This is a genomic window from Paramesorhizobium salinisoli, assembly GCF_003335045.1.
GTDB classification, from domain to species: Bacteria; Pseudomonadota; Alphaproteobacteria; order Rhizobiales; family Rhizobiaceae; genus Paramesorhizobium; species Paramesorhizobium salinisoli.
In genome coordinates, this window is record NZ_QOZG01000002.1 from 111,371 (window position 1) to 130,955 (window position 19,585).

Sequence of the window (19,585 nt, forward strand, 5' to 3'; positions counted from 1 at the left end):
GGGGACGGGCAAGCTTAGGGGTGCCCATCCCGCTCTTCATCAGGTCCTGTCGGGAGCCGGAGCAGGATCGTTTCCGCCGCCATCCGACCCGCCGTCGAAGCTCTTCACGATATCCATGAACCGTCGGAAGAAGCGTTCCATGTAGCCCATGGTCTTCTCGAACTCCTCCTCGGAGGGAAGCGTGTCGCGAACGACGGGAGGCAGCCTGCCATAGGCGGCAACCTGATCCTCCAGCTTCTTCACCCGTTGGCTGAGCGAGGCCAGATCGTCCTCATAGGCGCGGCGGTCGTCCGCCGCGAGCTTGCATACCATCTGCCCCGACTGCTCGGCGCAGACCGAGACATCGCCGGTCCTGGTATCGAGCCGGATATATCCCTTGTCGGTCTTTTCCATGGTGTAGCGCCCGGCTTCCTGTGAATGGGCAAGATTCGAACCGGACAGGAACGCCCCCAGCACCATCATCGGCAGGCAGGATTTGAGTGCCGTCATCGCGGTTACTCCCGTTTTGAATTCATTTCTCACGGTCACTATGCCGAGAATCCAGTCAGATATATGAAATTCATGTGCGCCGGTCGATGTTTCGCTTTAAGCATGAGACGTTTCCAATTAGGAAACCTCCCATGAACACGGCAACAATCTACAAGATCGTCCCCCGCGCATTGTGGCAGTCGGCAGAGAAGGCAGGTCTCTTCACCGGTGCGCCTGTCGATATCGCTGACGGCTTTATTCACTTTTCAACCGCCGCGCAGGTGCACGAAACGGCGGCCAGACATTTTGCGGGGCAGGACGACCTGCTTCTCGTCGCCATCGATGGCGAGACCCTGCGCGATGCCCTGAAATATGAGATTTCGCGCGGCGGGGCGCTTTTCCCGCATCTTTATGGCGATCTGCCGCTTTCCGCGGTGCGCTGGGTGAAACCCCTGCCGCTCGGATCTGACGGCGCGCACCAATTTCCGGAGTTGGAGAGATGAGCGGGCTTTTCGAAACATTCGGCCGGCGCGCCCTGTTCGCGCTCGATGCCGAGCAGGCGCATGGGCTTTCGATCGCCGCGCTGAAGAGCGGGCTGTTCTCCTGCGGGAGCAGCGATCCGGCGCTGGCCGTTACTGTTGCAGGCCTTGCCTTCCCCAATCCGCTCGGCATCGCGGCAGGCTATGACAAGAATGCCGAGGTTCCGGACGAACTCATAAAGCTCGGCTTCGGCTTTGCCGAGGTGGGTACGGTGACACCGCTGCCGCAGACCGGCAATCCGCGTCCGCGCATCTTCCGCCTGATCGAGGACCGCGCGATCATCAACCGCCTCGGCTTCAACAATGAAGGCCATGAGGCTGCTTTCCGTCGTCTTTCCGCACGAGCGGGAAAAACCGGAATTGTCGGCGTCAATATCGGTGCAAACAAGGATTCTGTCGACCGCATCGCGGACTATGTCACAGGCATAAGGTGGTTTTATTCACTCGCCAGCTATTTCACCGCCAATATTTCCTCGCCCAACACGCCTGGGCTGAGAGACCTTCAAGCGCGGGAGAGCCTCGGCCAACTGCTTTCGCAGGTGTTGGCGGCGCGCGACGACGAAGCAGCGAAATCGGGTCTGGTGCGGCCGGTCTTCCTGAAGATTGCCCCCGATCTGACCGAGGAAGGGCTGGACGACATTGCGGCAGTCGCGCTGGCGCATCCGCTTGACGGGCTGATCATTTCCAATACCACGCTATCGCGAACGGGCCTCAAGGGCACGAGCAATAATGGCGAGGCGGGCGGACTTTCCGGCGCGCCGCTGTTCGAGCGCTCGACCATCGTTCTCGCCAAGATGCGGCAGAAAGTCGGGCCTGCCCTGCCGATCATCGGCGTCGGCGGCATCGACAGCGCGGAGACAGCGCTCGCCAAGATCCGGGCCGGCGCCGATCTCATCCAGCTTTATACGGGCCTCGTCTATCGCGGCCCAGGCTTGCCCGGCGAGATCGTGAAGGGCCTGTCGCAACGGCTGGCACGTGAAGGTGTAAAGAATATCCGGGAACAGCGCGACCGCGATACCGCGCAATGGGCAGCGAAGGCGATCCCGCTTTAAGGCATTATAAAGTGTTAAAGCGTCCTTTGCGCGTCCGATTGAACGCGCGGCGCTCTAATATGCAAACTCTGTCCGCAGGCGGCGCGGCAGCATGGCTAGAAGCGTGACGCCACGTATCGACAGGAAGAAATTGATCGCCAGCCATAGTCCGTGGTTGCCCATGGGCTTCACCACGTAGAGCACGACGAAGAAGGCCGCGAGCGACAGGAGCATCATGTTGCGCATGTCGCGCGACCATGTCGCGCCGATATAGACCCCGTCCATGTGAAACGCGAGAAGCCCCGTCAGTGCCGTCAGCGCGGCCCAGGGCAGATAGACCGCTGCCACTTCCCGGACATCGACGGCATTGGTCATCAGCCTGACGATGGGATTTCCCAGCGCCATGAAGAACACGGCAACGGCCGCGGCCAGCAATACGCCCCACAGGAAGGTGAGCTTGGCGCCGCGCAGGAAAGCCGGGCGATAACGCGCGCCGACCGCGCGGCCGGTGATCTGCTCCGCGGCGGCGGCGATGCCATCGAGGAAGAAACCGGCCACCAGAAAGAAATTCATCAGCACGGCATTGGCCGCAAGCACCACCGGCCCCAGATCCGCGCCGGCGCGCGTGAAGAAAGTGAATGCGATCAGGAGCAGGAAGGAGCGGATCATAATGTCGCGATTGAGCGTGAACATGCGCGTCATGCCCGCCGCATCGAGGATGCGGCCACGGTCGGGAAGCGGCGCGGCGCGAAATTTCCTGACGACGATGATCGTGCCCACCACGGCCGCAATGGTCTCGCCCGTTACGGTGCCCCACGCAACGCCCGCCACGCCCCATTCGAACCACAGGCCGAGCGTGATCGACATGGCGATGTTGATGCCGTTCAGGAGAAATTGCAGCACGAGGCCGAGCATGCCCTCGCCCCGCCCCAGCACCAGACCGAGAATGGCGTAGTTGGCCAGCGCCATGGGCGCCGAAATCATCCGGATCGTGACATAGGTGGTCATTGCCTCGCTGATGGCGGGCTCGGTATCCATGAACCAGTTCGTTCCGTTGAGGATCAGCGGCAGACAGAGGATCATCAATATGCCGGTTGCGACCGCGATGATGAAGGCTCGCCAGAATATCGCCTGCTCTTCCCTCAGATCGCCCCGTCCCATGGCCTGGGCGACGAGACCGGTGGTGCCGGAACGCAGGAAGTTGAATGTCGAAAACAGGAAATCGAAAACCAGAGCGCCGATGGCAAGGCCGCCCAGCAGTTCCGCCTTGCCGAACTGGCCGATGACGGCCGTATCGACGACGCCGAGCAGCGGCGTCGTGACCGCGGCCAGGGTCATGGGAATTGCGATGGCCAGGATCATGCGGTGCGTCACATCGAAGGGACGCGAGGATGCTGCGTTACGTTCCTGAGGACCATGCATGGAGGGGATGCTCGCAAGTTCTGATGACAGGACCTATGCCATCAACGCTTGCGAGCGCCAAGCGGTTTCGCCGATAGACCCGAGGCCTGCTGACAAACGCCACTCTAGAGACCCAGCACCATCGCCCAATAGATGTAGCGCGGCTTGTTCTCAGGCGTCGCCCAGGCGAGGCCATAATGGCGGAACTCGGGATCGAGCATGTTCTTGCGATGGCCCGGCGATTTCATCCAGGCGTCGAAGACTTCCGCCGTGCTGCGCTGGCCCGCCGCGACGTTTTCGGCGGCAGCGCCACGAATGCCTGCCTGGCGAAGCCGCGAAACGAAGCCATTGCCCCAGCCGACGCTATGGCCGATCTTGCCGTTGCTCGCCATACGCTTCGCCTGGTAGAGCGCCGCCTGCTCGAGCTTCGGGTCGGTATCGACCGGCGGCAGACCATGCCTTTTGCGGATGGCGTTGAAGAGCGCCGTCGGATCTTCGGCGGCCTCGGCTTGATCGGCCAGCAACAACGACGGAGCGGCGGCAAACACTATCGCTGCGCCTGCCAACATCAGCAATTTCCGCCGGCTTATATCGAAATCAAAACCCTGCCCCGTCATCGCGCTTCCAGACCGTCATGCTCAAAACTGAATATCAGCGTCGGTAGCTTACGATTCTGAGCAAAATAAAGGCGGGAATGACGATAGCCGCACCGAGCAGCAGATAACCGGCAAAGCGCTCGATTGCAGAGAAGCCCATATTCCAGAGCTGCAGGAAGAAATCGTGGACGCCCCACAATATATCATATGGGGACCAGTCGAATGCATGCATGACCACGCCAACGACCAGCGAGACGAGAACAAGCTTCACGATCACGCGGGCCGGCGTATCGCCGAGAAAACGGTTGATTTTATCAGACATGCATATCTCCTGATCCGGAAAGGCAGAGATATGCGTTGAAAGGCGCCCATGCAAGGCGGAAAAGACATCAATCCCGGTTGCGATAGGTCTTGGGCGGGTTCTGTTTCTGCCTGAGAAAGGACCGGTTCATGCTGCGCGTATCTGTAAAGCCGCTGGCGATCGCCGTATCGAGCAGCGAAATATCCGTCGTCGCAAGCAGCTCCTTCGCCCGTTTGACCCGCAATTCCTCGCGCACCTGAAAAGCGGTCTTGCCGACGGCATGGCGGAATGCCCGCTCCATCTGGCGCGCGGAGATGCCGATCCGTCGGGCGACCTCGGCCATCGGCAGGGGATCCTCCAGCGTTTCCTCAAAGACGCGGATCGCCTTGCGGATCAATGGCGAGCGGACACCATTGAAGCTGAGCGCCGGCTGCTCCGATGTGAGCAACTCATAGGGGAACATCAAAATCGAAGCGCTCTTGCGCGCCAGTTCCTCGGATATTTCCGCCCGGATGATGGAAAGCGCGAGCGATGCGGCGCCCAGTCCTCCCGCGCAGGTGAAATGCCTGCCGCTGCGGTGGAACAGGCTGGTCGTATCGGCCAGGAAGCCGTCGAACAATTCCATGAAATCGTCTTTATGGAACCAGTTGACGCAGCAATTGCGGTCGACAAGAAGTCCGGCCTCGGCGACGATGAAGGCCGCTGTACACAGGCCGATGACCGTCCTGCCGCGCTTGTCGGCACGCCTGAGCAGTTCGATGAGGGTATTCTGGCCAGGACGATAATGCGGCAGAACGCCACCCACGACGGCAAGATAATCGCATTCGTCGAGCGCGCCGAGCGGAGCCGTCGGCTCGACCGCCATGCCCGAGCTCGAAACCACGGGATCGCCTGTGAGCGTGCAGATCTTCCAGGCGCATCGAATCTGGCGGCTCTTGTCGCGGTCATCGGCTGCAAGCCGGAAAGGATCGAGAAACAGGCTTAGCGCCGAAAGGGTGAAACCAGGCAGAACGATAATGCCAACGCTCAACCGCCTGTTGGCTGCGCCCATCTCCACCGTGTCGGCTGGTCCGCGATCTTGTTTCATGCCGATCCTGCTTCAGCGGCAATTGGAGCGGGTAGAGGGAATCGAACCCTCGCGTTCAGCTTGGGAAGCTGACAGGCTACCATTACATCATACCCGCTTGCGCCTCGCGCCAAGCATATCCTAGATTGCTCCGCCGGCTACCCTTGTCAAGCGGAAGAACTGTGCTCCGCGCACCGTCAACGGAAATGTTTCGAGAGCTTCAGCCCCTGCGCCTGGTAATGCGAGCCGAGATCGGCGCCATAGAGCGCACCCGGACGCGTCAGCATGTGTTCATAGACGAGCCGTCCGACGATCTGGCCGTGCTCCAGGATGAACGGCACCTCGTGGCTGCGCACCTCCAGAACGGCGCGGCTTCCGGTGCCGCCCGCCGCAGTGTGGCCGAAGCCGGGGTCGAAGAAGCCGGCATAGTGGACGCGGAATTCGCCAACGAGCGGATCAAACGGGGTCATCTCGGCCGCATAAAGGGGCGGCACATGAACAGCCTCTCGCGAGACGAGAATATAGAACTCGTCCGGATCGAGCACCAGTTCGCCGCTGCCGCGATCATGGATCGGCTCCCAGAAATCGAGGAGATCGTGGGCGGCGCGCTTGTCGACATCGACGACAGCGGTGTGATGCTTGCCGCGATAGCCGACCAGCCCGTCCTTGCTGCCTGTCAGGTCTATGGACAGCGCGATACCGCCGCCGGAGACATTCGGCGTCTCGGACGCCACCAGCGTTTCGGCCATGTGGAGCGCGAGCAGTTCGGCTTCGCTAAGCTGGGCGCGGCCCTTGCGGAAGCGTATCTGCGACAGGCGCGAGCCGGTACGCGCGACGATGGGGAATGTCCGGGGGCTGACTTCAAGATAGAGCGGCCCGTTATAGCCGGCGGGCACCTTGTCGAATTCCTGCGCGCCATCGACGATGACGCGGGTGAAGATATCGAGCCGACCGGTCGAGCTTTTCGGATTGGCGGAGGCGGAAAGATCGGCGGGCAGCGCCAGACTTTCCAATAGCGGCACGATATAGACGCAGCCGGTTTCCAGGACGGCACCCGCCGTCAAATCGATCTCGTGCAGCTTCAGCCGCTCGAGCTTGTCGATGACGGGCGTGCCGGGGCCGGGCATGAAGGAGGCGCGCACGCGATAGGCCTTCTGCCCCAGCCGCAGATCGAGGCTCGCCGGCTGAATCTGGTCCGGGTCGAGCGCCTTCGATGCCGCAAGCGCACCACTCTCGAACAATGCCGCTATATCCGCGTCGGCTAATATTCCCGCGTCACGTCTGATCATGCCTAACCTCAAGAATCTGGCCATTGTTTTAGCCGCATGATCTTATCGAAAAGCCTGCAACTTTTCGGGATCATGCTCAGACGTTTACCGTGCTCGGCGATTGACGCAAGGCATCAACAGGACTAAAGCATTTTTATCCCGTGGTGATTTGGCCGGCCGGCTTGCAGCCACGTTAAAGAATTCGCTAAATAAGGCCGCGGTCCCCAGACCGGCCTTTTGCTTATTCGCAAGGCCGGTTTTTTATTGGCCGACTGATCGTGGATCAGCTGGTCAGGCTCCGAGGTTGGACAGATGACTGAGAAGACGACACGCAAATTCCGCCCCGCAACGCAGCTCGTCCATGGCGGCACGCTCCGCTCGCCATTCGGCGAGACATCCGAGGCGATCTTCCTCACCCAGGGCTTTGTCTATGACACGGCGGAAGCGGCCGAAGCCCGTTTCAAGGGCGAGGAACCCGGTTTCATCTATTCGCGCTATGCCAACCCGACCACGGACATGTTTGAAAAGCGCATGTGCGCGCTCGAAGGCGCGGAGGACGCGCGGGCGCTCGCTTCCGGCATGGCGGCGGTCGCCGCCGCCATATTGTGCCAGGTCAAGGCGGGCGATCACGTGCTTGCCGCCCGCGCGCTGTTCGGCTCCTGCCGCTATGTCATCGAGACGTTGTTGCCGAAATACGGCGTCGACTTCACGCTGATCGACGGCTCGAAGATCGAGAATTGGGAACAGTCGATCCGACCCAACACGACGGTGCTTTTCCTGGAAAGCCCGACGAACCCGACGCTTGAAGTGGTCGATATCGCGGAGGTGGCCAAGATCGCCAATTCGGTCGGCGCCAAGCTCATCGTCGACAATGTCTTCGCCACGCCGCTCTTCCAGAAGCCACTCGAACTTGGCGCCCATGTCGTGGTCTATTCCGCGACCAAGCACATTGACGGCCAGGGCCGCTGTCTCGGCGGCGTGATCCTTTCCGACAAGGAATGGATCGACAAGAACCTGCACGAATATTTCCGCCACACCGGGCCGGGCCTGAGCCCGTTCAATGCATGGACCCTGCTGAAGGGTCTTGAAACCCTGCCCATACGCGTGCGCCAGCAGACCGACAGTGCCGGCAAGCTGGCCGACTTCCTGGCAGAGCACAAACAAGTCGCGCGCGTCATCTATCCCGGGCGGGCCGACCATCCGCAGGCGGATATCATCGCAAAGCAGATGAGCGGCGGCTCGACGCTGATTGCGTTCGACCTGAAGGGCGGCAAGAAGGCGGCTTTTGCCTTCGAGAATGCGCTCGAAGTCATCCTGATTTCCAACAATCTGGGCGATGCCAAGAGCCTTATCACCCATCCCGCGACCACAACGCACAAGAATTTGAGCAAGGAGGCGCGCGCTGAAGGGGGTATCACGGATGGCCTGCTGCGGCTTTCCGTCGGCCTCGAGGATATCGACGACCTCATTGAGGATATCGATCATGCACTGAAGGCGGCGGGCTGAAGCAGGCTACCGGGGCCACGTGGCATTTCCGCCAGTTGACGAAATCGCGCGGCTCCGCGATATTTCGCATGATGCGAGGACGATAGGCTGGGAGCAACAGAGGTTTCATGTATCGCGCAGTCACGCGACAGATCGAAGTCGTCGTCGAACCGTTCTATCTGGAGGACCAGTCCGACCCGGAGGAAAACCGCTATGTCTGGGGTTACCGGGTCACGGTGGCCAACAATTCGGAAGAAACGGTGCAATTGCAGTCGCGCTATTGGCAGATTACCGACCAGAACGGACATGTCGAGGAGGTGCGCGGCCCCGGCGTGGTCGGCGAACAGCCCATTCTCGAGCCGGGCGATTCCTACCAATATTCCTCGGGCTGCCCTTTGACCACGCCATCAGGCGTCATGGCCGGACGCTACCAGATGCAGGGTTCCGGCGGCAAAGCCTTCGAAATTGAAATCCCTGCCTTCTCACTCGACCTGCCGGACCAGCGCCGAACGCTGAACTGACCGGAGGTCTCCACACCGGCGAGACCGAAACCGTGTGTACGAAAATCAGGCCGGGGCGCTTTTGGGCTTCAACATACGCCAAATACGGCCGTCCACGGCTGCGAGACCTATGGCGATCAGCCCCATCCCCACGACGTGCCGGCTTTCCAACTTTTCGCCAAGCATCAGAACACCCAACAGGATCGCGCTCACCGGGATCAGGAAGGTGACAAGCGCAAGATTGGTTGCGCCGGCAGTTGCGAGAATGCGGAAGTAGAGGATGTAAGCGAGCGCGGTCGACAGAAGAGCCAGTCCTATCATCGCGGCAACCACATTCGCGGAAGGCCATGACAGCGTCCATGGCCGGTCAAAGATGAGCATCAACGGGAGAAGCATGAGGCTCGATGCCGTTACCTGTCCCGTGGCTGTGGCAAGGGGAGCGATTCCCATCGTGTGGAAACGACGGCCGAAAACGCTGGCAAAGGCATAGGAAAGCGCCGCTACCAATATTCCGATTTGCGCCAGAACACCGAGCCCCAAGGCATTCATCGCGGTGCCGCCGATCATGAAGGCAACCCCGGAAAATCCAGCCATTACGCCGAAAAGCCGGCCGCCGCTCATCTTCTCGTCAGCGGTCAGATAATGGGCCACGACGACTGTGAAGAGCGGTGTGGTGGCATTGAGGATGGAGGCAACGCCGCTGGCGATCTGGGTCTGCCCCCATACGATGAGGCCAAATGGGATGGCATTGTTGAGAAGTCCCATGCTGAAGAAGGCAAACCAGGCTTCACGGGTTCTGGGCAGATGGATTCCCATCATGCGGATGACGATGTGAAGCATCAAAGCAGCCAGGGCGACGCGCAGGACCACGATGGTCAATGGCGGCAATTCCTTCACCGCCACCCCGACGAAGAAGAACGAGCCGCCCCACAAAAAGGAAAGAAGGAGGAGCAAGCCCCATTCGAAGGCAGTCATCGGCCGATTGGCTGGAGGAACAACGGTCATAGCAGGCTCCCATCCGGAACCTCGACCTTTGTCAAACACACGGAGAAAGAGCAATCGGTTTCTTGCTCTTGACCAGCGATCCGCCTTCCCGGATTGGCCCAGACGACGAACCGACAGGCTCCAGGTGGGTACGATCGCTAAGGCAGGTAGATTTCCGCCTTCATGAAGGTGACGGCTCGGCCGGTGATCAGCACCCGGTCGCCGACCAGCCGGCATGCCAGATGCCCGCCTCGTGCCGAGGCTTGAAACGCCGAGAGGCGATTTTGGCCCAGTTTTTTCGACCAATAGGGGACGAGCGTCGCGTGAATCGATCCCGTCACGGGGTCCTCGGGTATCCCGGCGCCGGGCGCGAAATAGCGCGACACGAAATCATGAGATTCACCCTTCCCGGTGATCGCCAGCCCCATGGGATCGATATGGGAGATCGCCGGCAGGTCGGGAATGAAGGCACGGACGGCCTTCTCATCCGCCAGTTCCACAAAGATGTTCTCAAAATTCCGGAAACATGTCACTTGCCGGCCCCCGAAGCATCCGGCGATGGCTGCTGGAAGCTCCTGCAAAGGCTCTGGCGGAAAGCTCGGCAGATCGAGACAATATCCGCCATCGCCAGGGCGAACAAGCAGGTCACCGACCCGCGTCTGGAAGTGCATCTCCCGGTCGATATTCCATTGCGTCGCCAATACATGTGCCGTTGCCAGGGTGGCGTGGCCACAGAAGTCGACTTCATGAACCGGCGTGAACCAGCGAAGATCCCAACTGCTTCCATTCGGGCGGGCGAAAGCGGTTTCAGCCAGATTATTCTCGCTGGCTATCGCCTGCATAACGCCTTCCGGCAGCCAGTCGTCGAGGATCAGCACTGCAGCGGGATTGCCTGCAAATGCCCGGTCGGCGAATGCATCCACCTGATACATCGTGAGCGTTGACATTCTATTCCCCACTCCCGCCACCCGTTATTTCTTCCCGGAATTACTTTTTCTCGAACTCCTGGGGATCGAACACGTATAGCGTCGAGCAGAATTCGCAGGTTACGCCTATCTTGCCGTCCTCGATACTGTCGTCGATTTCCTCCGCGGTGAAGCCCGAGAGGACATCGTGGATCTTTTCGCGCGAACAGGAGCAATCGTCGATGACCGGCACCGACTGGAAGACGCGCACACCGCGCTCGTGGAAAAGCCGATAAAGCAGCCGTTCCGTACCCACCTGAGGGTCTGTCAGTTCGGAGCTTTCGATGGTGCCGACCAGCGACTTGACCTCCAGCCAGTCATCATCCTCGTAGCCGGTATCGTCGTCCTCGTCTTCTTCGCCATTCTCATTATCGGGAGCATCGCCGCCTGGGAGATCCCTCTGGCGCATGCGCATTTCGGATTCCGGCAGGAACTGCACCATCAGCCCGCCGGCGCGCCATTGCTCGACCGGCTTGCCGTCCGCGCCACGCTCGACAAGCTTGGCGACGGAAAGGCGCAAATCGGTCGGAATCTGCTCCGACTGGCGAAAATAGGTGCGGGCGATATCCTCCAGGCTGGAGCCGTCAAGGGCGACGATGCCCTGATAGCGCTGCATATAGGTGCCCTGGTCGATGGTCAGGGCCAGCGTGCCGCGCCCCAGAAGTTCTTCCGGTCCGTCCTTGCCCGCGGCGACGGCCTCGGCCAGTCTTTCCTCGTCATAGCGCGCATAGGCCCGCACGGATTTCGGTGTGCGAAAATCGACAACCAGCATATCGACCGGGCCATCGGACTGCGTCTGGAAGATGAACTTGCCCTCGAATTTCAGCGACGTGCCGAGCAGCACCGTCAGCACGATGGCCTCGGCCAGAAGTCGCGCCACCTCTTCGGGGTAATCATGACGTTCGAGAATGGCGTTGAGGACGGAGCCTAGTTGTACGGCACGGCCGCGCGCGTCGAGCGCCTCGACCTGAAACGGCACGACGGCATTGTCGCCGGCGAAATGGAAATCGCCAAGCCTACCCTTACCCGTGTCCCCTCCACTGCCTGAGATTTCAACCACGCGCGTCTGCTCCTTCCAGGCACCAGGCCAGAATGGCTTTTTGTGCATGAAGACGGTTTTCCGCCTCGTCGAAGACGACCGAATTCGGGCCGTCGATCACATCGTCGGTGACTTCTTCGCCACGGTGGGCGGGAAGGCAATGCATGAACAACGCATCGGGCTTGGCATGGTTCATCAGGCGCTGATTGACCTGATAGGGCATGAAAACATTGTGACCACGCGCGCGGTCCTCCTGCCCCATGGAAACCCAGGTGTCGGTGACGATGCAATCGGCACCCGCTACGGCCTTGACCGGATCCGCGGTCGACATGACGCGCCCGCCATGCTCCTTCGCCCAGCCAAGATAGTTGCCGCGCGGCTCGCTGCCTTCAGGCGTCGCGATATTGAGGTTGAAATCGAACCGCGCCGACGCCTCGATCAGCGAATGCAGCACATTGTTGCCATCGCCGGTCCAGGCGAAGGTGCGCCCCTTCACCGGGCCGCGATGTTCCTCATAGGTCATCACGTCGGCCATGATCTGGCAAGGATGCGTGTCGTCGGTAAGCCCGTTGATGACAGGAACGGTGGCGTTTTCCGCCAGCTCGATCATGCGATCATGGGTGGTGGTGCGGATCATGATGACATCGACATAGCGCGACAGCACTTTCGCGGTATCGGCGATGGTCTCGCTGCGGCCCAGTTGCATCTCCGATCCGGTCAGCATGATCGTCTCGCCGCCGAGTTGGCGCATGGCGACATCGAAGGAAACGCGCGTGCGCGTCGACGGCTTGTCGAAGATCATCGCCATGACTTTGCCGGCAAAGGGCTTTTCGGTTCCTCCCGCCTTGAGGCGCTCCTTACGAAGGCGCGCATCATCGAGAATGAGCCGCAATTCCTCTGCGGAAACGGCTGAAAGATCAGTAAAATGCCTGAGATCTTGCTTGATTGCCATGTCTGTTACGCCGATTTCTTCTTGTTGACCACGGAAAGCCGCTCGCAGGCGGCCTCGATGCGGGCAAGGCCTTCGCGTGCTTCATCTTCCGTGATGGTCAGCGGAGGCAGGAGGCGCACCACATTGTCGCCCGCGCCGACGCTCAACAGATTTTCCTCGCGCAGCGCCTCGATGAACGCCGTGTTGGGGACCACGCATTTGAGCCCCATCAGCAGCCCGCTTCCGCGCTGCTCCGACACCACATCGGGATAACGATCGGCAATAGAGGCGAGCCCCTGCTTGAACAGGCGCGCAATGTCGCGCACATGCTCGATGAACCCGTCGGCCAGAACCACGTCGAGAACCGCATTGCCAACCGCCATGGCCAGCGGATTGCCGCCATAGGTCGTGCCGTGAACGCCAGCCGTCATGCCCTTGGCCGCCTCGGCCGTGGCAAGGCAGGCGCCCATGGGGAAACCGCCGCCGATGCCTTTGGCAACGGCCATGATATCGGGCGTGACGCCTGCCCATTCATGGGCGAAGAGCTTGCCGGTCCGGCCGACGCCGCACTGCACCTCGTCGAGGAGCAGCAACAGGCCGTGCTCGTCGCAGATCTTGCGCAGCGACCGGAGGCTTTCCTCCGTCACCGGGCGCAAGCCGCCCTCGCCCTGCACCGGCTCAATCAGAATGCCTGCCGTCTCCGGCGTGATCGCCGCCTTCAGCGCTTTTTCGTCACCGAACGGTATCTGGTCGAAGCCGTCGACCTTGGGGCCAAAACCTTCGAGATATTTCGCCTGCCCACCTGCCGCGATTGTCGCCAATGTGCGACCGTGGAAGGCGCCCTCGAAAGTGATGATGCGGTAGCGCTCCGGATGACCATTGACGTAGTGATAGCGACGGGTGGTCTTGATCGCGCATTCGAGCGCCTCGGCGCCGGAATTGGTGAAAAACACCTTGTCGGCGAAAGTGGCATTGACCAGCCGCTGGCCAAGCTTTTCCTGCCCCGGAATTTCATAGACATTGGAGACATGCCAGAGCTTTTCAGCCTGGGACGTCAGAGCTTTCACCAGATGGGGGTGTGCATGGCCCAGCGAATTGACGGCGATACCCGCTGCAAAATCGAGATAACGGTCGCCCTTTTCCGTGATCAGCCAGACGCCCTCGCCTCGCTCGAAGCGCAATCCGGCACGATTGTAGGTGTCGTAGAGCGGTTGCGCGTTCGCTTGCGTCATGCCAGAGGTCATGCCAGTCGGGCCTCCATAGCCTCGTTGGTGAAAGCGGATCGCGCTTTTTCCATGCATGATCCGCGCGGATAAATCAAAAAGCCGCCCTCGGGGCGGCTCAAGGTCTTCAATATCGTGCGTGAATGCTTAAATGTCAATTGAAGCCCGGGGGTGAAGCGGGTGGGTCGTTTTCCGTGTCGCGCTATGCTCCTCACCGGGGAAGCCGATAAAAGACCTGCTGCCAACACCCAAGTTGGGGAAAACCGAAAAAACCAAATCAGTGTGGCCGCCTGACTCTTGTCATGGAGTCACGCCTTCATGTAGTTTCCCCCTAGCAAAAACTAGATTTCGTGCGGCGGACCTAGTCATCCGGATAGATATAGTAGTTTTGTCTGGGGCAATCCGGACAGGGCGATGGATTCCGGATTAGAAATAGAGATTGGAGCCCAGGACAATGAACTGGACAGACGAGCGCGTAGAACTGCTTAAGAAATTGTGGAGCGAGGGTCTTAGCGCTAGCCAGATAGCAGCACAGCTTGGTGGCGTCAGCCGCAATGCGGTTATCGGCAAGGTGCATCGGCTGAAGCTTTCCGGCCGCGGCAAAACGTCTACGACACAGGCGCGCAGCAAGAAGGTCAATACCACCGCTGCCAGCACGATGCGCGGCAATGTGCAGTCTTCCGGCGCAAGCCAGACGATGGTTCGCACCAGCGTCACCAAGAGCGTCGGCGCGACGGCCTTGCAGGCGGAATATGCCGTGGAAGCTGTGGCCCGTACGGTCCTCAAGCCCGCAGCCGACGTCGTGGTGCCGATCTCGCGTCGCCTTTCGCTTCTGCAGTTGAGCGAGCGGACCTGCAAGTGGCCGGTCGGCGACCCTTTGAACGAGGATTTCCACTTCTGCGGCAATGAATCCGGCGATTCAGGCCCCTATTGCACCTATCACTCGAAACTGGCTTTCCAGCCGGCATCGGAGCGCCGCCGCGCCCGTTGAGCGAGGCGGCTTGAAGGCGAATTCGCACATTTGCTCCTGCATGGCCCAGTGCAGAGGGGTGGAATTGCTGAACCCCCGTTACAGGTGAGAGCAATGGGTTCCGGAAATCCTGAACTTGAACACCGCTCCCGGATATCTTGAGCACTCAGCGCTGTAAAATTTATCTCAGCTTCGGCCTTCAGGCGCGTTGAAGCGTACGACGAAGGTCGAGCCCTCGCCGACCTGCGACCGGATGACGAGCCTCCCCCTGTGGCGGGTCAGGATGTGCTTGACAATGGCGAGACCGAGGCCGGTTCCCTTCTGCGCACGACTGGTTTCCACATCGACCCGGTAAAAACGCTCGGTGAGGCGCGGCAGGTGTTCGGAGGGGATGCCCGGCCCGAAATCCTGGATGGAGGCCACGACATCCCGGCCAGCGGAATTGCCGTCTTCCTCCAGACGCACGATGACGCGCTTGCCGGACTGTCCGTATTTGCAGGCGTTTTCCAGGAGATTTTGAAATACCTGGATCAGTTCGTCTCGGTCGCCCATAACCTTGACGGAACCGGCGGGGATCTGTCGCTCGATCGTCACCTCCAGCCCGTTGGCAAGAGGCGTAAGCGTGTCGACGACATGGTTGAGGACATTGGCGAGATCGACGCTTTGGGTCACCGCGATATGCGCCTTCATTTCGAGACGCGATAGCGAGAGCAGGTCATCGATCAGTCGCGCCATGCGCTCCGCCTGCTTCTGCATGATCTGAAGGAAACGGTCGCGTGCGGCCTCGTCATTGCGGGCGGGTCCCTGCAGGGTTTCGATGAAGCCGCGCAATGAGGCGAGCGGCGTGCGCAGTTCATGGCTGGCATTGGCGATGAAGTCCGACCTCATCCGGTCGATCCGGCGCATCTCCGTCTGATCGCGAAAGAGGAGAACGAAAGATGCCTGCTTGCCGGCGCCCGCATCGAGCGCCATGGCCATGGCCTTGTACCAGCGGTCAAGCGGCAAGCGTTCGAAATAATCTATGGCGCGCGGCTGGCCGTCGGCGATAACGCCCTGGATCAGCCCGTGCATTTCAGGCGCGCGGAACCTGAGATAGAGCACGGTATCCTCGGTCAGCGGCTGGAATGCCTCCCGCGCCGCCTTGTTGGCGTAAAGCACCATGCCGCCGGCGTCGAACAGGATCATCGGATCGGGAAGTTGCTCGGCAAGGCGCTCGCCCGAGATGCGCGAAAGGCCGCCTTCCATTCCTTCGCTGCGACTGGATTGCTTTTCCTGCGGTCCCTGCACCGGCGTAAACGCGGCAACCGCCAGGAGGAGGACGATGCCGAGGAACAGCAGGACCGGAAAGGAGACGCCCGACACAAGAACCAGGGCCAACGCCAGAACCGCTATGGCGAGGATATAGCGCGCGCGGATAATACGCCCTACGATCTGCCCTGCCAGACCTCGTGATTTCTGCGTGCCGTTATCGATCTCGCTCATTCTGTCCTGTTCCACATGCCTGCCGCGGTCGGCTCGGACAAACTGGCCTGGAGAGCGCGATGCGCCTCTGGACGCCAGATCAATGCCCTCGTACCATGTTTCGCATTACATGAAAGGGCGCCGCCTTGAATGACACTTTGAAGACAAAACACAAAAACAATGACAAAGCCACTAAACCCGAAACCGGGGAGCGCGGCATCGCGCTGACGATCGGGGGCAAGCGGCGCGTCTTCGATATCGATTCGGAAAAGCTTCCGAAATGGATAAAGGACAATGCGCTGATTTCGGGCTCCTATCCCTATGACCAGCAGATGCCGAAGGATGAGTATCAAGACACATTGGAGAAGTTGCAGATCGAGCTGGTAAAGCTGCAATACTGGATGCAGGACACCGGCGAGAGGGTTCTCGTCCTTTTCGAGGGACGCGATACCGCAGGCAAGGGCGGCGCGATCCAGAGGCTGCGGCAATATATGAACCCGCGCACCGCGCATTATGTGGCGCTTCCCAAGCCGACCGATAGCGAACGCGGGCAATGGTATTTTCAGCGCTATGTCGCGCATTTCCCGGGCGCGGGCGAATTCGTCACCTTCGACCGCTCCTGGTATAACCGCGCCGGCGTCGAGCCGGTGATGGGGTTCTGCACTCCCGCGCAGACCGAGGCGTTTCTTTCCGAGACGCCCGATTTCGAGAAGATGATCGTCACGGACGGCATTCATTTCTTCAAGTTCTGGCTCAATATCGGCCAGGAAGCACAGCTGGAGCGTTTCCATGATCGCCGCCATAGCCCGCTCAAGAACTGGAAGTTCTCGCCGATCGACGTAGCCGGCATCGCCCGATGGGATGATTACACTGAAGCGCGCGACAAGATGATGCACCGAACGCATACGGCCCACGCGCCATGGACGGTGGTGCGCGCGAATGACAAACGGCGGGCGAGGCTCGCCGTCATCAGGCGGTTGCTGCTGTCACTACCCTATAAGGGCCGCGACCTTAAGGCGATCGGCGGCGAAGACGACCGCATTATCGGCTCCGGACCGGCGTTTCTGACCCCCGGCACCTGAGTTGTCGCCGCTGGTCTGCATGGCTTGCGGCTGGGCGCCGTCGGGCTGCCGGCGGGCGAAGCCGGCTGTTGGACGATGCGGCGTTTTCTCCCAGAGATGCGGCGCCTGAAACAATTGCCATACCGCTCGCCATGCGGAAATCGACATCAGCAGCCAGTACACCGGTATCCAGCAGAAATATCGGCCAGCCTTTCGCTCGTCGCGAGTAAGCGTCTTCAATCCAAGGACGTAATAGCTGAAATAGGCAAGCAGGATATTCATGCTGTCGATACAAAGCAGGTAGAGCGACCAGAAGGAGCTCTGCCCGCCAATGAATACCATGAACAGCAGGAGAAACGTCAGTATCATGAAGGGATAGATGAGCGCGGACAGGATGAGGCCCGTCATATAGATCAGGCTTATGGCGGACCGGGCCGCGCCAAGCTCGCGGCATGTGCGGAGCGGATCGCGCATATGGACGAGCCAGGTCTGCATCCAGCCTTTCAGCCAGCGCGTGCGCTGCTTCTTCCATTCGCCGTAATCCTCGGGCGCGTCTTCCCATGTGCCGCGCGTTATCACGCCAATGCGATAGCCGAAACGCGCAAGCCTGATGCCGAGATCCGCATCCTCCGTTACATTGTGGCCGTCCCAGCCGCCGACGATCTCCAGGCATTTGCGGCGCAGATGGTTGGAGGTCCCGCCAAGCGGCATGACCAGGTCCTTGCCCGCAAGCCAAGGCAGAAGCCCACGAAACAGCACGGCATATTCAAAGGCGAACATCCGGGCCAACCAGTTGGAACCGACGTTCGAAATCAACAAAGGCGCCTGCAGGCAGGCGAGATTTTCGCCGCCGACGCAAAACGCATCCCAGGCTTCCACAAGCTGGTCCGGATGCGGCCTGTCCTCGGCATCATAAACGACGAGAAACTCGCCGCGCGCAAACTGCAGCGCATAGTTCAACGCCTTCGGCTTGGTGCGCGGACCTGTGCGCGGAACCTTGATGATCTCAAAGCAGGGCGGCAGCGCATGAATTTCGATCGCCGCGATCGTCGCGGCATCGTCGGCTTCGCAGACGAGCTTGATATCAAGCTTGGATGCAGGCCATCGGAGCCGCGACAGCGCATCAAGCAATTGCTCGACGATTTCGGCCTCTTTATAGAGCGGCACGAGGATCGTATAAACCGGCATGTCCTTCGGTGGTGCGCCCCTCGTCGGCAGCAAGCGCGGCGTCCGTGCTGTCAAAGAGGCAAGCAGGCGTATTATCCCACAGCTTAAAAAGAGCAATGTCAGGCTGATATGCAGAATGGCCGCCGTTTGCGATGGGTGGAACAGAAAGGACCCGAACAGGAGAAATACCGTTTCCGCCAGCATGAATGCCTGCCAGCTATGTAAAACGCGGGCTGCCGAGAAATGCGGTGGCGTCATCTCCTGCACCCTTTGCGCCAGTCCCCTCTCCTGCCGCAGACGCATCATCTCCGCCAGCATTGAAGGCGGGCATATGCGCAGCCGCAGAGCCAAAGCAGGCGATTGCGAAAGACATCGCTTGAGAACAATCAGATCGCTGATGGTCGGCGCAATAAAAAGCACGGTGCGCCCATCGCCATGCGCCACCAGAGCGTGGCGGATGGCGCGCAGATTTTGCGGCACATCTTCTTCCCGCAAAAGAATGCGCGAAGAGACGATGCGGTCCTCGAACTTCAGCCCCAACTCATCGGCGATCGCCTTATAGAGCTGGTCCTGCCCAACCTTGGCGGAGATCATTACCTCGTCGGTAAAAGACGTATTGTTCCTCGTTGCTTCCGTAAAAGCCTGAAGAATTGCATTTCGCCTTGCCCCCTTGAGGCAAAGTCTTGCAGCGATGGCCGAACAAACCAGAATTTCGGCGCGATATTCCTTCGGCTGCCGGCTCGTTTCCACGGTCCGGAGCTCTTCAAAGCCCTGAATTGTTGACATGCTTATTTCAATGCGATTCCGGAAAGAACTTCCGTATAACTCAAAATAACGCTAACCCCACACGACATTTTCTGCCCCTTTCGAAAATGACTTCCGCATTAAATCTATGTGTCTGCAAAATACAATTGTTTTTTATTTGTTACAGCTTCATAATATTCTAATATTAGTGAGTGCAACTTTAGTTTAAACTCATGCGCAGCGGCGAATATGATTGCTACACAGAATTGGCGCTGAGACCGGTTTATTGATAGAAGGCTCTGAACACATTCAAGCGCAGCGTGTCCTTTCAAGAGCATAAAAGTCGCTGTACACCATCAATCGGTGCATCAGCCGATTCCGGTTT

At 59.9% G+C, this 19,585-nt stretch carries 19 protein-coding genes, 1 tRNA gene and 1 riboswitch; of the genes, 6 read left to right on the forward strand and 14 right to left on the reverse strand.

Annotated features, from left to right (window positions below; translation table 11 throughout):
• Window positions 1–39: 39 nt before the first annotated feature.
• Window positions 40–489, reverse strand: a complete 450-nt coding sequence (locus DUT91_RS04085; protein ID WP_114439121.1) for a hypothetical protein — start codon at window positions 487–489, stop codon at window positions 40–42.
• 131 nt (window positions 490–620) lie between these two features.
• Between DUT91_RS04085 and DUT91_RS04090 the strand changes: the two genes are divergently transcribed.
• The gene (locus tag DUT91_RS04090) at window positions 621–971 is read left to right on the forward strand and encodes a DUF952 domain-containing protein (RefSeq protein ID WP_200834897.1); all 351 of its coding nucleotides are present in this window, start codon (window positions 621–623) and stop codon (window positions 969–971) included.
• Window positions 968–2,059, forward strand: coding sequence for a quinone-dependent dihydroorotate dehydrogenase (locus DUT91_RS04095; protein ID WP_114439123.1), 1,092 nt, complete (start codon window positions 968–970; stop codon window positions 2,057–2,059). Before DUT91_RS04090 ends, DUT91_RS04095 begins: the two co-directional genes overlap by 4 nt.
• 54 nt (window positions 2,060–2,113) lie before the next feature.
• Here DUT91_RS04095 and DUT91_RS04100 read toward each other — a convergent pair whose 3' ends face one another.
• The 6 genes from DUT91_RS04100 to DUT91_RS04125 all read right to left on the reverse strand — a co-directional run bounded on the left by DUT91_RS04100 (window position 2,114) and on the right by DUT91_RS04125 (window position 6,691).
• On the reverse strand, window positions 2,114–3,460 hold the full coding sequence (locus tag DUT91_RS04100; RefSeq protein ID WP_114439124.1) for an MATE family efflux transporter: 1,347 nt from the start codon (window positions 3,458–3,460) through the stop codon (window positions 2,114–2,116).
• A 104-nt stretch (window positions 3,461–3,564) separates the two neighbouring features.
• Window positions 3,565–4,056: a CAP domain-containing protein gene (locus tag DUT91_RS04105; RefSeq protein WP_200834898.1), complete on the reverse strand. Its 492-nt coding sequence runs from the start codon at window positions 4,054–4,056 to the stop codon at window positions 3,565–3,567.
• Between the two features lie 34 nt (window positions 4,057–4,090).
• Window positions 4,091–4,357, reverse strand: a complete 267-nt coding sequence (locus DUT91_RS04110) for a DUF6460 domain-containing protein (protein ID WP_114439125.1) — start codon at window positions 4,355–4,357, stop codon at window positions 4,091–4,093.
• A 67-nt stretch (window positions 4,358–4,424) separates the two neighbouring features.
• Window positions 4,425–5,423 carry a GlxA family transcriptional regulator gene (locus tag DUT91_RS04115; protein WP_114439126.1) on the reverse strand — a complete coding sequence of 333 codons (999 nt, stop codon included), beginning with the start codon at window positions 5,421–5,423 and terminating at the stop codon, window positions 4,425–4,427.
• A gap of 23 nt (window positions 5,424–5,446) precedes the next feature.
• Window positions 5,447–5,520, reverse strand: a tRNA-Gly gene (locus tag DUT91_RS04120).
• A 79-nt stretch (window positions 5,521–5,599) separates the two neighbouring features.
• A complete protein-coding gene (locus DUT91_RS04125) occupies window positions 5,600–6,691 on the reverse strand; it encodes a 2'-deoxycytidine 5'-triphosphate deaminase (protein WP_114439127.1) in 1,092 nt (363 codons plus the stop codon).
• Window positions 6,692–6,821: 130 nt separating this feature from the next.
• A riboswitch (SAM riboswitch) is annotated at window positions 6,822–6,901 on the forward strand.
• A gap of 81 nt (window positions 6,902–6,982) precedes the next feature.
• Between DUT91_RS04125 and DUT91_RS04130 the strand changes: the two genes are divergently transcribed.
• Window positions 6,983–8,176 (forward strand): O-succinylhomoserine sulfhydrylase, encoded by a 1,194-nt coding sequence (locus DUT91_RS04130; RefSeq protein ID WP_114439128.1) that lies wholly within the window; start codon window positions 6,983–6,985, stop codon window positions 8,174–8,176.
• Window positions 8,177–8,283: 107 nt separating this feature from the next.
• Complete coding sequence (gene apaG / locus DUT91_RS04135) at window positions 8,284–8,676, forward strand: Co2+/Mg2+ efflux protein ApaG (protein WP_114439129.1); 393 nt, start codon at window positions 8,284–8,286, stop codon at window positions 8,674–8,676.
• 45 nt (window positions 8,677–8,721) lie between these two features.
• On the opposite strand, the gene DUT91_RS04140 is transcribed toward apaG, so the two are convergent.
• From DUT91_RS04140 to DUT91_RS04160, 5 genes are all read right to left on the reverse strand, one after another.
• Window positions 8,722–9,660 carry a DMT family transporter gene (locus DUT91_RS04140; protein ID WP_245419540.1) on the reverse strand — a complete coding sequence of 313 codons (939 nt, stop codon included), beginning with the start codon at window positions 9,658–9,660 and terminating at the stop codon, window positions 8,722–8,724.
• 137 nt (window positions 9,661–9,797) lie between these two features.
• On the reverse strand, window positions 9,798–10,586 hold the full coding sequence (locus DUT91_RS04145) for a PhzF family phenazine biosynthesis protein (protein ID WP_245419542.1): 789 nt from the start codon (window positions 10,584–10,586) through the stop codon (window positions 9,798–9,800).
• 40 nt (window positions 10,587–10,626) lie between these two features.
• Window positions 10,627–11,664, reverse strand: coding sequence for an Hsp33 family molecular chaperone (locus tag DUT91_RS04150; protein WP_425373744.1), 1,038 nt, complete (start codon window positions 11,662–11,664; stop codon window positions 10,627–10,629).
• Complete coding sequence (argF, locus tag DUT91_RS04155; RefSeq protein WP_114439131.1) at window positions 11,657–12,595, reverse strand: ornithine carbamoyltransferase; 939 nt, start codon at window positions 12,593–12,595, stop codon at window positions 11,657–11,659. The genes DUT91_RS04150 and argF overlap by 8 nt, the downstream gene beginning before the upstream one ends.
• 5 nt (window positions 12,596–12,600) lie before the next feature.
• Window positions 12,601–13,806, reverse strand: coding sequence for an aspartate aminotransferase family protein (locus DUT91_RS04160; RefSeq protein WP_114439619.1), 1,206 nt, complete (start codon window positions 13,804–13,806; stop codon window positions 12,601–12,603).
• Window positions 13,807–14,251: 445 nt separating this feature from the next.
• Between DUT91_RS04160 and DUT91_RS04165 the strand changes: the two genes are divergently transcribed.
• Complete coding sequence (locus DUT91_RS04165; protein ID WP_114439132.1) at window positions 14,252–14,788, forward strand: GcrA family cell cycle regulator; 537 nt, start codon at window positions 14,252–14,254, stop codon at window positions 14,786–14,788.
• Between the two features lie 165 nt (window positions 14,789–14,953).
• Here the strand turns inward: DUT91_RS04165 and DUT91_RS04170 are convergent, their stop codons facing one another.
• Window positions 14,954–16,249, reverse strand: a complete 1,296-nt coding sequence (locus tag DUT91_RS04170; RefSeq protein ID WP_114439133.1) for an ATP-binding protein — start codon at window positions 16,247–16,249, stop codon at window positions 14,954–14,956.
• A 125-nt stretch (window positions 16,250–16,374) separates the two neighbouring features.
• Between DUT91_RS04170 and ppk2 the strand changes: the two genes are divergently transcribed.
• Entirely contained in the window at window positions 16,375–17,310 is a 936-nt protein-coding gene (ppk2, locus tag DUT91_RS04175) for a polyphosphate kinase 2 (RefSeq protein WP_114439134.1), read from the forward strand.
• Here the strand turns inward: ppk2 and DUT91_RS04180 are convergent.
• A complete protein-coding gene (locus DUT91_RS04180) occupies window positions 17,218–19,242 on the reverse strand; it encodes a glycosyltransferase family 2 protein (protein ID WP_114439135.1) in 2,025 nt (674 codons plus the stop codon). The genes ppk2 and DUT91_RS04180 overlap by 93 nt on opposite strands.
• Window positions 19,243–19,585 lie beyond the last annotated feature (343 nt).

Coding starts and splice junctions, on each gene's coding strand:
- argF (WP_114439131.1), bottom strand. CDS start 12,595: ATGGCAATCAAGCAAGATCTCAGGCATTTTACTGATCTTTCAGCCGTT.
- DUT91_RS04090 (WP_200834897.1), top strand. CDS start 621: ATGAACACGGCAACAATCTACAAGATCGTCCCCCGCGCATTGTGGCAG.
- DUT91_RS04180 (WP_114439135.1), bottom strand. CDS start 19,242: ATGTCAACAATTCAGGGCTTTGAAGAGCTCCGGACCGTGGAAACGAGC.
- DUT91_RS04095 (WP_114439123.1), top strand. CDS start 968: ATGAGCGGGCTTTTCGAAACATTCGGCCGGCGCGCCCTGTTCGCGCTC.
- DUT91_RS04110 (WP_114439125.1), bottom strand. CDS start 4,357: ATGTCTGATAAAATCAACCGTTTTCTCGGCGATACGCCGGCCCGCGTG.
- DUT91_RS04125 (WP_114439127.1), bottom strand. CDS start 6,691: ATGATCAGACGTGACGCGGGAATATTAGCCGACGCGGATATAGCGGCA.
- DUT91_RS04170 (WP_114439133.1), bottom strand. CDS start 16,249: ATGAGCGAGATCGATAACGGCACGCAGAAATCACGAGGTCTGGCAGGG.
- DUT91_RS04140 (WP_245419540.1), bottom strand. CDS start 9,660: ATGACCGTTGTTCCTCCAGCCAATCGGCCGATGACTGCCTTCGAATGG.
- DUT91_RS04130 (WP_114439128.1), top strand. CDS start 6,983: ATGACTGAGAAGACGACACGCAAATTCCGCCCCGCAACGCAGCTCGTC.
- DUT91_RS04085 (WP_114439121.1), bottom strand. CDS start 489: ATGACGGCACTCAAATCCTGCCTGCCGATGATGGTGCTGGGGGCGTTC.
- apaG (WP_114439129.1), top strand. CDS start 8,284: ATGTATCGCGCAGTCACGCGACAGATCGAAGTCGTCGTCGAACCGTTC.
- DUT91_RS04160 (WP_114439619.1), bottom strand. CDS start 13,806: ATGACGCAAGCGAACGCGCAACCGCTCTACGACACCTACAATCGTGCC.
- DUT91_RS04145 (WP_245419542.1), bottom strand. CDS start 10,586: ATGTCAACGCTCACGATGTATCAGGTGGATGCATTCGCCGACCGGGCA.
- DUT91_RS04115 (WP_114439126.1), bottom strand. CDS start 5,423: ATGAAACAAGATCGCGGACCAGCCGACACGGTGGAGATGGGCGCAGCC.
- DUT91_RS04105 (WP_200834898.1), bottom strand. CDS start 4,056: ATGACGGGGCAGGGTTTTGATTTCGATATAAGCCGGCGGAAATTGCTG.
- DUT91_RS04165 (WP_114439132.1), top strand. CDS start 14,252: ATGAACTGGACAGACGAGCGCGTAGAACTGCTTAAGAAATTGTGGAGC.
- DUT91_RS04100 (WP_114439124.1), bottom strand. CDS start 3,460: ATGCATGGTCCTCAGGAACGTAACGCAGCATCCTCGCGTCCCTTCGAT.